Below are 13,937 nucleotides of genomic sequence, written 5' to 3'. Positions count from 1 at the left end.
CGCGCGACTCCTGCACCAGGCGCACGGCGCGCTCGCGCACTTCCGGGGAAAACTTGTTTGCGTTGTTCTTGCTCATGGCTCGCATTCTCTCAAGAGTGAGAGCCTCCGCAAAACCCGGGGCGATTCACTTTGTCTCCGAGAGCTTCGCGTGAGAGAGGTACGGGGGAGGCCATGTGGGGACTTGAGAGGACCGGACAGGTTCGCGAGGAGGGACGGGCCTCACGTTTCGGTTGTTAGTCGACTTCTCAGCGATTCCGCTACCCAGCTCGTCAATGACGATTAGCGGATTCAAAGACTCATCTTTGAGCAGGTTCAATGCATTGGGACCCCGATCGATATCCAAGTCTGGTTGGAACGATGGTGCGATGCCATGGCCGGATGAACCTATATCGTCGAGGAGCGGGTCGCCCCGGGGGCTTGTATTTGACCGCCCGGTTTCCGAGTCGGGCAACTTATTGTCATTCGATTGAGTACTCGGGCGAAACCCATCAATTCGCATCGTCTCCTCCGGGCTATTGCTATTCTTTGCGATCCACGCAACGGGGCGTTGCTACATGATGTGGGATGGCAAGCGATCGATTTTTGGTATGGGGCGATCCATGATGCTGCTGTATGCGCGCCATGGATCCGGCGGCTTCACTGTCCCGGGTAAAGGCTTAGGCGGCTCTCTGGGGACCAACTCCTCTGCGGTGCAGGCCGCCTCGTACTGCCTGGATTGCAGGCTGTCTACTGCGCGGTAGAGCCAAATCAGTCTGCAGAGCAGCATTCCCTCGGATTCGACATTGAACTTGCAGTTGAATGTGTCGCTGCTCAAATGATCGAATCCAGCTCTCAGGCCGCGCACGGTAAGGACATCCTCGTTGCGGGGATGCGCCGAGACCGCTTTGTATATCGACTCCCAGCGGCGCACGGTTCCGGGCAGATCATCAGGGCTGATTCGTTGTGCGAGTTGTGCGAGGACTCTCGCCTTGGCCAGATGTTCGTCATCACTTTGCGCATCGATCTGTATGGCGCGGTCGGTCAATATGGACAAGAGCTCGCCATCCGAATCGGGCAGCCTCATGGCCAAGTGGCGCATCAATTCAAGTGCCCACAGTGTCGAACGATCCTTCGCACGTTGAAGGATCGCCAACACGATTGCTCGCCTGCCTGCTGCCGACATCCCGCCGGCCATCCGAACCACCGCTGCAAGTGCCCACTCGCGAGTTGGTGCCTTCGCATTGGCAATGGTGTCGATCATTGGAACGAGCTGACTCGCCCATCTCATTCCGGCCATACGTCGGGCAAGAGCGTCGTCATCGCGATACCGTGGCATCTTGGCCACGGCGGCGATGGCATCGTGAAATTTCCTGCAAGTTGTTCCCAACGATGCATCGCGACGGAAGAAGTGCCGCTCGTCATGGGGCACCCGCGCCATCACCTCGCAAAGCAGCTCGAACGGAAGCTTCAGAATCGGAAACGGTGTCGCGGATTCCGCTTTGGCCGGGGGCGGGGCCGATTGGACAACCGTCGTTTCGACTCGGTTCTCTACCGGCGGCCGATCAGCTGGCCGCGAGTCGGCGATGTGCGGCCGATCATGATGGGGAGCGGGCTTTCGGATACCGAAGAACGACAGGACCTTGTCCCAGGGACCGGCCTTCCCATCGCCCCCCTGGTGGGCCGGATGCCCGTCCGCAGCACGGACATACTGGATGCGAGCCGAGTTCCCGCCTGCTTGCACGGCCATCGTGCCATGATCGCGTGGCGTGTCGGCGCCCGGATGGGGCGGTGGCCTCGAGTCGACGATGGCAGACGAAGCGACAGTGTGAGTGCCAGCCATGATTGCTCCTGACGAAGTGGGGATGGATTCCGCCAGACCGTGGCGGAGGGTGGTGCAGCGGCGGCGTACCGCCGATGCTGGCCAGATGGTGCCGGGCAGCAAGCCAGTGGCGCTATTGGAAATCGTTGGCAGGTTTTCGATTCAGTCGTGGTACAGCGGGTAGATGGCCGAACGGGGGACGCCCGCACGGCTGCGCGCTAGTGAGCGGTGTGAACGCGCCTGAGCATCTCATCGATACCCGCGAGGGCCGCCAGCATGCCTGCGCCGAGGGCCTCCTTGCGCAGCGCCATCAGCTCGGCCCGCAGCCCGGTCTGGCTGGCACCGCGCTGGCTGCGGCCCAGCGCCGCCAGGACCCGGGCGCGGCGGATCAGGAACTGTGCCCACGGAAACGGCTCCGGTCGCGTGTAGGCCTGCAGCGCGTCGGCATAGCGGTCCGCATCGTCCCAACGGCCGTTGCGCAACGAAACTTCGATCGCAGCCTCGTAGAGATCGAGGTGGCAATGGCTGACGCAGCTTTGCGCCAGGATCGCCTCGCCCTGCGCCAACGCACGGCGCTGCTTGTCCGGATCGCGCGAGGTGCGGGCGAGAAACCCCAGGATCATCGGGCCGGAGTACCGCATGCCGGTGTCGCGGCTCAACGCCAGCGCTTCGTCCAGCAACTGTTCCGCGGCCTCCGGATGCCCTTGGTTGCCGATGGCCAGTGCCCGCCGTCCGGCCAGTTCCGCTTCGAAGCGACGCGCCCCCAAACGCCGCGCCAGCACCAACGCCCGTTCGGCATGCGCCTGCGATTTCGCCCAATCGCCGGTCTGCTGCTCGGTGGACGCCATCACGTCATAGGCCAGCAGTTCGATGCGCGCATCGCCGATCCTGCGGGCGATGCGCAGCGCCTCCTCGCAGCGCGCCAGTGCGGACGGCAAGGCATTGCACAGCAGGTCGACCGCGCCGACCATGGGCAGGTTTGCCCCTTCGATCCGCACGAAGCCGCGCGCGCGGGCCAGTTCGACGCAGCGCACGAAATGCGCGCGGGCGGTGACCATACGGCCTTGCTGATAGTAGGCATCGCCGAGGCCGCCGAGGGCGCGGGCCTCTCCCAGCGCCGAGCCCGCCACGCCGGCGTGCTGCAGCGCGCGCTGATGCGCGGTCAGGCAGGCGTCGAGGTCACCCATCGGGAAATGAACGTTGCCGCGCAGCGATTCGATCTGCGCCAGCATGTCGGCGTCGCCGATTGCCGCGGCGCCGCGCTGCGCATGCTGCAGGGCGATCAACGCGCGCTCGTAGCGGTCCAGCAGCCGCAGTGCCGAGGCCACGCCGAACCACGCGTGGGCGCGTTGGCTGTGGTCGTCGGCCAGCGCCACCGCGTGCTCGAACGCCTTCAATGCTTCGGCCGGCTGGCCGAGATTGAGCGTCAGCTCGCCGCGCAGGCAGGCCAGCGACTGCCTGGTCGCGCCATCGCCGACGATCTCCAGCGCGCGTTCGACCAGCCGCAGCGCCCGCTCGTTGCGGAAGTGCCCCGCCTCGTGCCGCGCCGCCGCTTCGTAGGCCGGCGCCGCCCCGGCATCGCTGGCGGCGTCGAGATGCTCGGCATGCAGCGTCAGATCGCGGCTCCGATACCAGTCCGCTGCGCGCCGATGCAGCGCCAGCCGGCGCGATTTGAGCAGCGACGCATAAACGGCTTGATGAATCAGCGCGTGCATGAACAGGTAGTCTTCGCCCTCGGGCCGCAGCATCGCCTGCCGCGCCAGCGCCTCGCAGGGATCGTCGTCCGTGCCAAGCAGATGGCGCAGCGCCACCGGCGAGAAGCGCTGACCCAGCACGGCGGCCGCCTGCAGGGCCTGGCGATGCGACTCGGGCAAGCGGTCCATGCGCGCCAGCACGATGCTCTGCAGCGTGCCGGGCAGCGCCTCGGCGTCCGTGCCGGGGGCCGCATTGCGCAGCAACTGATCGAGAAAGAGCGGATTGCCTTCGGCGCGGCGGATGCAGGAATCGGCCAGCTGCTCGTCGACATGGCGATAGCGCGTCGCCAGTTCGCGCGCCTCCGCATCGTTCAGCGGCCCGAGGTCGATCGTGGTCAGCGACGCGCCACCCGCGGCCGCGCGCCATGCGCTGTCGAGCGGATCCTGCTCCGGCCGCACCGTCATCGCCAGCACCAGCCGGCAGCTTCGCGTGGCGGCAGCGAGCCGCGCCAGACAATCGAGCAGCGCGCGCTCGGCCCAATGCACGTCCTCGACGACGATCAGCAGCGGCTTGAACGTGCTGCGGCGCGCGACCTGCGCCAGCAGGAAGCGCTGCACGCCGCGCTGCCGCGCGCCGGCATCCATCGCCGCCAGCGCCGCGGCCTGCGCCTCGGGTTGGGGTACGTCGAGCAGATCGAAGGCGAACGGCACGTCGTCATCGTCGATGCGGCCGCTGGCGATCGAGCCCGCAATGACCGCCGCGCGCGCCTCGGTACTGGCGCCGGCATCGATGCCGAACAGAGCGCGCACCAGCACGCGCAGCGGATCGCCCGACGTACTGACGCCGAAATCGAGCACCAGCGCGCGCAGCGCTTCCATGCCGTGTTCGCGCGCCAGCGCGACGAAGCGCTCGGCGAGCCGGCTCTTGCCGATGCCGGCCTCGCCGCGGATCACCACCACGCGGCCCTGTCCGGAGCGCAGGCAATCGCCGGCCACGCCGGCCAGTTGCACCAGCTCGGCCTGCCGTCCGACGAAGGCATGCTGGGGCGCCGTCTCGGCGGCATCGAGAAACCGGCGCACGCGCCATAGCGGAATCGGCTCGGGGATGCCCGGCATCGACACATCGGTCAGATGCTCGACCTCCAGGCGCCCCGGCAAGGCGAGAAAGACGCGATTCGAGACCACGGTCTCGCCGGCCTGCGCGTGCTCCATCACGCGCGCGGCGACGTTGACCGGCGGGCCGGTCAGCGTCATCGCGCCGCCAGCGGTCGGTGGCGCGGCCGCGAACAGGACCTGTCCGCTGGCGACGCCCACCCGCACCGCCGGCGGCGTCGCGCACTCGGGGCACAGGCGCCGCACGCCGTCGTGCAGGCCGACGGCGACGTGCATCGCGCGTTCGGCATCGTTGCCGTGGGCCACCGGCACGCCGAACACGACGGTCAGCCGCGCGCCGATCTCGTCGGTCACGGTGCCCCCGCAGGCAGCGGCCAACGCCCGGGCCCGTTCGCGCCAGCGCATCAGCAGGCCATGGATCTGCTCGGCGTCGAGCCCGGCGGCATGGGCGCCGATATCGTCGACGCTGGCAACCACGACGACGGCATGGCGCGGCTGCGGCGTACCGGGTGCGACCGCCGCGGCTGCCCTGGCGGCGCCGGCGATCGGTGCGGCAGTGGGGCCGGCGCCGGCCGAGGCCTCCGGCACCACCGGAGCCGCGGACACCGGCGCCCCGGACACCGCCACCGGCGGCGCGGCCGACATCCCCGCCGGTGCGGCCGGCACCGGCGACGCCTGCCGCCGCGCACGCAGAATCTGCTGGTGCAGCGCCTCCGTTTCCGCCTCGGGCGACACGCCCAGCTCCCGCTGCAGCGCGATCCGGCACAGGCGGTACTGCTTGAGCGCCAGCGCCTGCCGACCCTGCCGGTCGTACAGCCGCATCAGCGCCCGGTGCACCGACTCCTGCAGGGCATCGAGCGTCAGCAGGCGCGTGGCGCAGGCGATCGCGCGATCGAGCTCGCCCGCCTGCTCGTGCCGATCCATCAGCCGCGCCAGCGCCTGCAGCGCCAGCCCGCGCAGCCGTTCGCGCTCGACCGCGAGCCAATGGTCGAAGGTCGGCGCGGCGGCATCGAATCCCTCGAGCAGATCGCCGCGATACAGCGCGACGGCGGCCTCGAGCGCCTCCGGGGTAGCAGCGCGCAGATGGTCTTCGAAGGCCACCACGTCGACCGCGACGCCGCACAGCGCCACCCGGTCGGCATCGGCCAGCACCACGGGATATCCCTCCACCGCGCGGCGCACCGCGCTGAGTGCCTGGCGCAGGCTGGTGCGTGCCTGCTCGGCATGGCTGTCGGGCCAGAGCAGCGCGGCCAGCTTGTCGCGCGGCTGCGGCCGGCCGTCGGCCAGCGCAAGATAGGCCAGCACCGCGCGCGCCTTGCGCGCGGACAGGGGGATGGGAGTGCCGTCCGGCGAACTCAGGGTAAAGCCGCCGAACAGATCGAGACGGACCGCCGCCATCGCTTGGGAGTCCTTGCCGTGGCCGATGTCAGAGGCAGGCGCGGCGGCATCGGCTTGCGAAGCTGGCCTGGAAAGCTCTTTTATAGGCCACGGATTGACGCAGCGCGGTACTGCTGCCCCACAACTTTCACGCTTCTTTCACGCCGGCGCGCACGGCCATATCACGGCGCCCCCCTAACCTCGCTACTGCCCCGCCTCCAAGACTCTCCAATGGCGAGGCCAGCCGCGACGCCCGCCGGCCGCATGATGCGGCGCAGACAGCGACAAGACCACCGGGCTGCTGGATTGCGCATTAGAAACAAGGATGACTTCCATGGCACACACCGATTCCCGGCACCTGCAGGTTTCGTCGGGCAATAGCCGTTCGATGGAGCGTTTCGAATCCGCCCTCGAACTGTTGCAGGGCTACTACGGCGATCCGCTGACGATGATCGACGAGACCCTGGCCGAAGACCCCGAGTTCGTGATGGGGCACGCACTACGCGCGGGGATGCTGATCACCGCCGGCGATGGCGCGGTCGCGCCGCTGCTGCGCCAGACCGTCGAGGCCGCCGAGGCGCTGCACGGCATCGCCAACGAGCGCGAGCGCCGGCATATCGCCGCTGCCCGTGCCTGGCTCGACGGCGAGTTCGCCCGCGCGAACCAGATGTATGGCGACATCGTGATCGATTACCCGCGCGATGCGCTGGCGCTGCAGGTCGCGCATATCACCGACTTCCTGCTGGGCCAGTCGAGCATGCTGCGCGATCGCATCGCGCAGGTGCTGCCGAACTGGAATGCGCGTGTGCCGGGCTTCAGCCATGTGCTGGGCATGCACGCCTTCGGCCTGGAGGAGACCCATCTGTACGAACAGGCCGAGGAACGCGGGCGCTTCGCGCTGGAGCTCGATCCGCGCGATCCGTGGGCCATTCATGCGGTCGCGCACGTGATGGAGATGCAGGGCCGCCCGGACCAGGGCATCGGCTGGCTGCAGTCGCGCACCGAGGACTGGGCCACCGACAACATGATGGCCGTCCATAACTGGTGGCATCTGGCGCTGTTCCACCTCGAGCTCGGCCATGCCGACCAGGTGCTGGCGCTGTACGACGAACGCATCCGTGCCGCGCGCTCCGCGGTGGCGCTCGACGTGATCGACGCCAGCGCGATGCTGTGGCGGCTGCAGCTGCGCGGCATCGACGTGGGCTCGCGCTGGGCGGAACTGGCCGATACCTGCGAGGCGCGCGGCGCGGAGGGGACCTACGCCTTCAACGACGTGCACGCCGGCCTTGCCTATCTCGGCGACGACCGCCCGGCGTCCTTCGCCAGGCTGATGGCGAACATGCGGCGGGCGGCGGCGGGCACGGGTACCAACGCCGCGATGACGCGCGAGGTCGGCCTGCCGGTGATCGAGGCGCTGTACGCGTTCGAGGCCTGCGACTACGACCATGCGATCGAACTGCTGATGCCGGTGCGCCTGATCGCGCATCGCTTCGGCGGCAGCCACGCCCAGCGCGACATCCTGAACCTGACGCTGATCGAGGCGGCATTGCGCGGCGACAGGGCCAACCTGGCCTGCGCGCTCGCGGCCGAGCGGATGGAGCTCAAGCCGATGACGCCAAGCCTGAGCACGCTGGTGCAGCGCGCCTCGACGCTGTACCGCGAGAGCGCCGAGGCGGCAGGCCGCACACCGGCAGCGCGGGCGGCCTGAGCCGCGCGCGCGGGCGCCGGGGACGCTCCACGCCAACCGGCCTGCGTATCGAACGTATCGGCACGTGTGGCGCGCATCGCCGATGCGTCGCAAGCCACCGCAGGCGGCCTCGTGCCGCCTGCGGTTTTTTTGGCCCGCCGCCATGGCTGGCGTATCCTTTGCGTCATCCCCGCCCGGAGCTTCAACATGACACACCCCACCGAACCGGCGCACGGTACGGAGGCTTCAGCCAACGCGGAAGGCACGCCGAAGCAGCTGGAAGCCAAATATCGGGCCCTGGTCGAGGCCATTCAGGACTACGCGATCTTCACGCTCGACGTGTCCGGCAATATCACCAGCTGGAATCGCGGCGTCGCCAAGATCAAGGGCTACGCCGCGCACGAGATCATCGGCAAGCATTTCTCGGTCTTCTATCCACCCGATGCGGTGGCGCGCGGCTGGCCGGACTACGAGCTGCGCCGGGCCGCCGCCGATGGCCGCTTCGAGGACGAAGGCTGGCGCGTGCGCCGGGATGGCACGCTGTTCTGGGCCAACGTCACCATCACGGCGATGTTCGACGAGCAGGGTGTGCTGCAGGGCTTCGCCAAGGTCACGCGCGACATGACCGAGCGCAAGCGGCTGGAAGAGCTGGAACAATCGAGCCGGCGCATGAGCGAGTTCCTGGCCACGCTGTCGCACGAACTGCGCAATCCGCTGGCACCGATGCGCAACGCCGTCAATCTGATGCGGCTCGAGACGCTGGGCTCGGGCGACCAGCGGGCGCCGCGCGACAGCGCGACGCTGCGCCAGTGCCAGAGCGTGCTGGACCGGCAACTGTCCCATATGACGCGGCTGGTCGACGACCTGCTCGACATGGGCCGCATCACCTCCGGCAAGGTCGAGCTGCAATACAGCCGCGTGGACCTGGCCGACATCGTCGCGCGGGCGGCCGAAGCCGCCAAGCCAACGCTGGAGCGGCGCAGGCAGTGGCTGGATTTGCGGGTGCCCGGCCAGATCGCGATGCGCGCCGATCCGACCCGTCTGATTCAGGTGCTGCAGAACCTGCTGTTGAACGCGTCGAAGTTCTCGCCGCCGGGCAGCCGGATCGCGATCGAGTCGGATCTGCAGCCGCAGGCGGTGGAACTGCGCGTCAGCGACGAAGGCATCGGCATTCCCGCCAGCGAGATCGACACCATCTTCGACCTGTTCGTGCAGCACAAGCACGGCAAGGTGTCCGACGAGGGCGGCCTGGGCATCGGCCTGTCGCTGTGCCGCTCGCTGGTGGAGCTGCACGGCGGCTCGATCCGTGCGAGCAGCCCTGGCGAAGGCATGGGCAGCACCTTCACGATCCGCTTGCCGCTGGGCATCGAGAGCGCCGACGAAAAGCAGGATACGGCGGTGCCGCTGCCGGCCGGCGCGCTGCGGGTGATGGTGGTCGACGACAACCGCGATTCCGCGGACAGCCTGGGCATGCTGCTGCAGGCGATGGGGCACGAGGTCCATATCGCCTACGACGCCGAAGGCGCTATCGAGATCGCCGGCAGCTTCGTGCCGCAGCTGGCGCTGATCGATATCGCGATGCCCGTGGTCGACGGCTTTGCGCTACTGCGCGGACTGAAGAACATGCGGGGCTGGTCCGGCACCGTGTTCGCCGCGATGACCGGCTTCGGCCAGCCGAGCGACCGGGCCGAAACCAAGGCGGCGGGCTTTCACTTCCATATCGTCAAGCCGGTCGAACTGCCGAAGCTGCAGATGCTGCTGGCGATGGTCGAGCAGGGCACGGTCGCCGGCGCCGGCCCGGCCGGCAATTCGCCGCCGGCGACATAGTCGGCGTCCGGGCCAAGGCGCAGCGGCCTGCCGATCAGGTGGGACCGCTACGCCAGACCCGCCTCCTTGCCCTCCCCGCCCTCCCTGCCCTCCTTTCTCCCTCCTCCTTCCCCGTTCTTCCTCTCCCCACGTACGCCGCCGGCCTTCCGAGCGGCGGTGCGGCTTCGCGTCGCCGTTTGCCGTGGCCCCGCTTCGGTAGGCGTAAACCCGGAGCCGTCCACAAATCGCTTGACCCGTTAATTCACGGATATAAACTGCGATTCATCATTTCGAATTTGAAGATCGCTTCCGCGACTCCATACCGAGGCTTGCCCGTGCCAGACCGCCCCACTTACTTCGTATCGCTCGACGACGTTCCGGGCTATCACCCGGCCAACCACGTCGGCACCCTGAACCGTCGCCTGATCGGCCCCGAAACCGTCGGCGCGCGCCATCTCGAGGTGGTGCACGGCACCATCGAAAAGGGCAAGGGCGCGCTGCCGCATGCGCATCCGGGCATCGAGCAGGTCTGCTACCTGCTCGAGGGCCGCGCGCTGGCGGAGGTAGGCGGGCAGCGCCGCGAGCTCGGCCCGGGCGACTGCTGCTTCTTTCCCGCCGACGAGATGCACGTGTTCACGGTGGTCAGCGACGAGCCGGTCAAGGTACTGGTCATCTATTCGCCGCCGTACGAGGAATCGCCGGAACGCGTGGTGCGGCCCGACTGAGCCGCGCCCAACCATGAGCCCGCGCAGTCGGGCCATCCCACCATAACGAGGAGACAGACGATGAACATGCTGACCAGGCAGGGCTTGGGCCGACTATTGGGACGCACCGCGGCCGCCGTGGCGATGGCGCTGACCGTGGCCGCGCCCGCGGCGCTGGCCGACACCTTTCCTTCGAAGCCGATCAAGCTGGTGGTGCCGTTCGCCGCCGGCAGCGGCACCGATGCGGTGGCCAGGCTGACGGCCAAGTATCTCGGCGAGTCGCTCGGCCAGTCGGTCGTGGTCGAGAACAAGCCGGGTGCCAACGGCACCATTGCCGCCGAATACGTGGCCAAGGCCGCGCCGGACGGCTACACGCTGTTCATGACGACCAACACCACGCACTCCGCCAACCCGTCGCTGATGAAGCAGCTGCGCTACGACCCGGTCAAGGACTTCACGCCGGTCGCGCGCATGGGCAACCTGCCCTTCATGCTGGTCGTCAGCCCCTCGCTGCCGGTCAAGACGCTGCCCGAGTTCATCGCCTACGCCAAGTCGCATCCGGGTCTGTCCTATGGCAGCGGCAACAGCACCGGCATCGTCGCCGGCGCGACGCTGGCGCGGATGGCGGGCCTGAACATGCTGCACGTCCCCTACAAGAGCACCCCGCCGGCGATGACCGACGTGATCGGCGGCCAGATCCAGCTGATGTTCGTCGACTTCGCCGCCGGCATCGCCAACGTCAAGGCGGGCAAGCTGCGCGCGCTCGGCGTGACCACCGCGCAGCGCAGCGAACTGCTGCCCGAGGTGCCGCCGCTGGCCAGCGTGCCCGAGCTCAAGGGCTTCGATATCACGTCGTGGAACGGCGTGTTCGCGCCGGCGGGCACGCCCGCGCCGGTGGTCGAACGGCTCAATCGCGAACTGGTGGCGATCGTCTCCAACAAGCAGCACGCCGCGCAGTACTACGCCTTCGGCTTCGAACCCTTCGGCAGCACGCCGGCCGAGCTGGGCAACTTCGTCACGGCGGAGCTGCGCAAATGGTCAAGGCTGGTCAAGGACGCGGGCATCCAGCCCGAATGACCGGCCATCGTGCCGCGCCGTGACGCCGCGCCGATGCACGCACCCACGCGGCACCCACGCGGCACCAACGCGGCACCAACGCCCACACTGACGCCGCATCAGCGGCATTAGCGCGGCACCAAGCCGCCACGCCCCCACCGAACAACAGCCGCAACACGAGGACAGCGACGTGAATTTCGAACTCTCGGACCAGCAGACCGCCATTGTCGAAGCGGTGCGCACGGTCTGCTCCCGCTTCGACATGGAATATTGGGACCGGCTCGACCGCGACCACACCTTCCCGCACGATTTCCACGCGGCGATGTGCGAGGGCGGCTGGCTCGGCGTGGCGATGCCGGAAGCGCTCGGCGGCGCCGGTCTCGGCATCCTCGAGGCGGCGCTGGTGATGCAGGCGATCTCGGAATCGGGTGCCGGCATGAGCGGCGCCTCGGCGGTGCACATGAACGTGTTCGGCCTGAATCCGGTGGTGGTATTCGGCTCGCCCGAGCAGCAGTCCCGCTTCCTGCCGCCGCTGATCGCAGGCCGCGAGAAGGCATGCTTCGCGGTAACCGAGCCCGACGCGGGGCTCGACACCACGCGGCTGAAGACCTTCGCGCGCAAGGTCGACGGCGGCTATCAGGTCAGCGGCCGCAAGATCTGGATCTCGACCGCGCAGGTCGCCGACCGCATGCTGCTGCTGGCGCGCACGCGGACGCTGGAATCGGTCGGCAAGCCCACGGAAGGCCTGTCGCTGTTCTACACCGCGCTGGACCGCAGCCGCATCGAGGTGCGCGAGATCGACAAGATGGGCCGCGGCGCCGTCGATTCGAACATGCTGTTCATCGACGAGCTGTTCGTGCCGGAGGAAGACCTGATCGGCGAGGAGGGACGCGGCTTCGAATACATCCTGCACGGGCTCAATCCCGAGCGCATCTTGATCGCCGCCGAGGCGGTGGGCCTGGGCCGTGCGGCACTGGCGATTGCCACGCAATACGCCAAGGACCGGGTGGTGTTCGGCCGGCCCATCGGCGCCAACCAGGGCGTGCAGCATCCGCTGGCGCAGGCTTGGATGCAGCTCGAAGCGGCCAACCTGATGGTGATGAAGGCGGCGGCGCGCTACGACGCCGGCCTGCCCTGCGGCGCCGAGGCCAACACCGCCAAATACCTGGCCGCCGAAGCCGGCCACAACGCCTGCCAGACCGCGATCCTGACCCTCGGCGGCATGGGCTACTCGCGCGAGTACCGCGTCGAGCGGCTGCTGCGCGAATCGTATATCCCGCGCATCGCGCCGGTCAGCCCGCAGCTGATCCAGTGCTTCATCGCCGAGCGCGTGCTCGGCCTGCCGAAGTCGTACTGAACCGCATTGAACCGCATTGAACCGAACTGAACCCCGGAGCACAACGCGTGATGGATCACGGCATGACAAATTCGCCCTGGGACACGCCCGACACCAACGCCACCGCCGCCACCGGTCCGCTGGCCGGCGTGCGTGTGGTCGACATGACCTCGGTCGGCATGGGCCCCTATGCAACGCAGATCCTGGGCGACATGGGCGCACAGGTGATCAAGGTCGAATCCCCGGAAGGGGACGTCTTCCGCCATGCGGAGCCGGCGCGGCATCCGAACATGGGCGCGGCCTTCCTGAACCTGAACCGCAACAAGCGCTTCGTCGTGCTGGACCTGAAGCGGCCGGACGACCTGGCCGCCCTCAAGCGTCTGCTTGCCGAGGCGGACGTGTTCGTCTCCAACGTTCGCCCCGCCTCGCTGCGCAAGCTCGGCCTGGACTACGCGTCGCTGCGCGAAGACCATCCGCGCCTGATCTATTGCGGCGCCTACGGCTATGCCGAGGACGGCCCGTACGCGGGGCAGCCGGCGTTCGACGACATCATCCAGGCGCGCAGCGGCCTGGCGCAGTTCCAGGGCGCCAACGGCGACCAGGGCCCGCGCTACGTCAACACGATCCTGGCGGACAAGGTCGCCGGACTGACCGTCGCCTATGCGATTCCGATGGCGCTCTATGAACGCGAGCGCTCGGGACAGGGCCAGGCGATCGAGGTGCCGATGTTCGAGACGCTGGTGTCCTTCCTCGCGGTCGAGCAGCTGGCGGGCCGCACCTTCGTGCCGCCGCTGGGCGACGCGGGCTACGGGCGCGTGATGTCGCCCCATCGCAAGCCCTACCAGACCGCCGACGGCTATCTGGCGCTGCTGCCGTACACCAGCGCGCAATGGGCCCGCTTCTTCGCCGTGGCCGGGCGCCCCGAGCTCGCCGCCGATCCGCGCTACGCCAGTCCCGCCGGCCGCAGCGCGCATATCGATTCGTTGTACGCGACGCTGGCGGACATCGTGCGCACCAAAACCACCGCGCAATGGCTGGACCTGCTGCGCGACGCCGACATTCCGCACAGCGAAGTACCGCGCTTCGACAACGTGCTGGACGACCCGCACCTGCGCGCGACCGGCATGGTGTTCGAATACGCGCATCCAAGCGAGGGCCAGCTGCGTGCGGTCGGCATTCCGACCCGCTTCTCGCGCACGCCGGGCAATATCCGGCATTGGCCCGAGCCGCTACCCAGGCGCGAGATGGATGCCGCCGCGGACGCGGCCAACGATCCGGCCTAGCATCGGCGCGAGCCGCGGCGCCACCGGCCAAGGCCTTACACTGTCGGCCTTGCGCAGCATGCCCCCGATCAACAGGCCGACAG

General features: G+C 68.4%; 8 protein-coding genes. 6 read left to right on the top strand and 2 right to left on the bottom strand.

From position 1 onward, the window contains the following. Positions 1-550 precede the first annotated feature (550 nt). Together F1599_RS24860 and F1599_RS24855 are read right to left on the bottom strand one after the other, a co-directional pair. The gene (locus F1599_RS24860) at positions 551-1,726 is read right to left on the bottom strand and encodes an F-box protein (RefSeq protein ID WP_150084839.1); all 1,176 of its coding nucleotides are present in this window, start codon (positions 1,724-1,726) and stop codon (positions 551-553) included. Between the two features lie 290 nt (positions 1,727-2,016). Further along, positions 2,017-6,003: a BTAD domain-containing putative transcriptional regulator gene (locus tag F1599_RS24855; protein WP_150084838.1), complete on the bottom strand. Its 3,987-nt coding sequence runs from the start codon at positions 6,001-6,003 to the stop codon at positions 2,017-2,019. A 313-nt stretch (positions 6,004-6,316) separates the two neighbouring features. Here F1599_RS24855 and F1599_RS24850 point away from each other — a divergent pair, with 313 nt between their 5' ends. The 6 genes from F1599_RS24850 to F1599_RS24825 all read left to right on the top strand — a co-directional run bounded on the left by F1599_RS24850 (position 6,317) and on the right by F1599_RS24825 (position 13,854). Continuing rightward, positions 6,317-7,690 (top strand): tetratricopeptide repeat protein, encoded by a 1,374-nt coding sequence (locus F1599_RS24850; RefSeq protein WP_149318449.1) that lies wholly within the window; start codon positions 6,317-6,319, stop codon positions 7,688-7,690. A gap of 186 nt (positions 7,691-7,876) precedes the next feature. Continuing rightward, entirely contained in the window at positions 7,877-9,496 is a 1,620-nt protein-coding gene (locus F1599_RS24845; protein ID WP_150084837.1) for a PAS domain-containing hybrid sensor histidine kinase/response regulator, read from the top strand. Positions 9,497-9,810: 314 nt separating this feature from the next. After that, the gene (locus F1599_RS24840; protein ID WP_149318451.1) at positions 9,811-10,200 is read left to right on the top strand and encodes a cupin domain-containing protein; all 390 of its coding nucleotides are present in this window, start codon (positions 9,811-9,813) and stop codon (positions 10,198-10,200) included. A 60-nt stretch (positions 10,201-10,260) separates the two neighbouring features. Next, entirely contained in the window at positions 10,261-11,256 is a 996-nt protein-coding gene (locus F1599_RS24835) for a Bug family tripartite tricarboxylate transporter substrate binding protein (RefSeq protein ID WP_370639511.1), read from the top strand. A gap of 169 nt (positions 11,257-11,425) precedes the next feature. Further along, on the top strand, positions 11,426-12,592 hold the full coding sequence (locus tag F1599_RS24830) for an acyl-CoA dehydrogenase family protein (protein ID WP_150084836.1): 1,167 nt from the start codon (positions 11,426-11,428) through the stop codon (positions 12,590-12,592). 62 nt (positions 12,593-12,654) lie between these two features. Next, positions 12,655-13,854, top strand: coding sequence for a CaiB/BaiF CoA transferase family protein (locus F1599_RS24825; protein WP_150084835.1), 1,200 nt, complete (start codon positions 12,655-12,657; stop codon positions 13,852-13,854). Positions 13,855-13,937: the final 83 nt, after the last annotated feature.

It is taken from the genome of Cupriavidus cauae (assembly GCF_008632125.1).
GTDB lineage: Bacteria > Pseudomonadota > Gammaproteobacteria > Burkholderiales > Burkholderiaceae > Cupriavidus > Cupriavidus cauae.
Note: the sequence above shows the minus strand (reverse complement) of the source record. Positions and strands in the feature narration are given on the sequence as shown.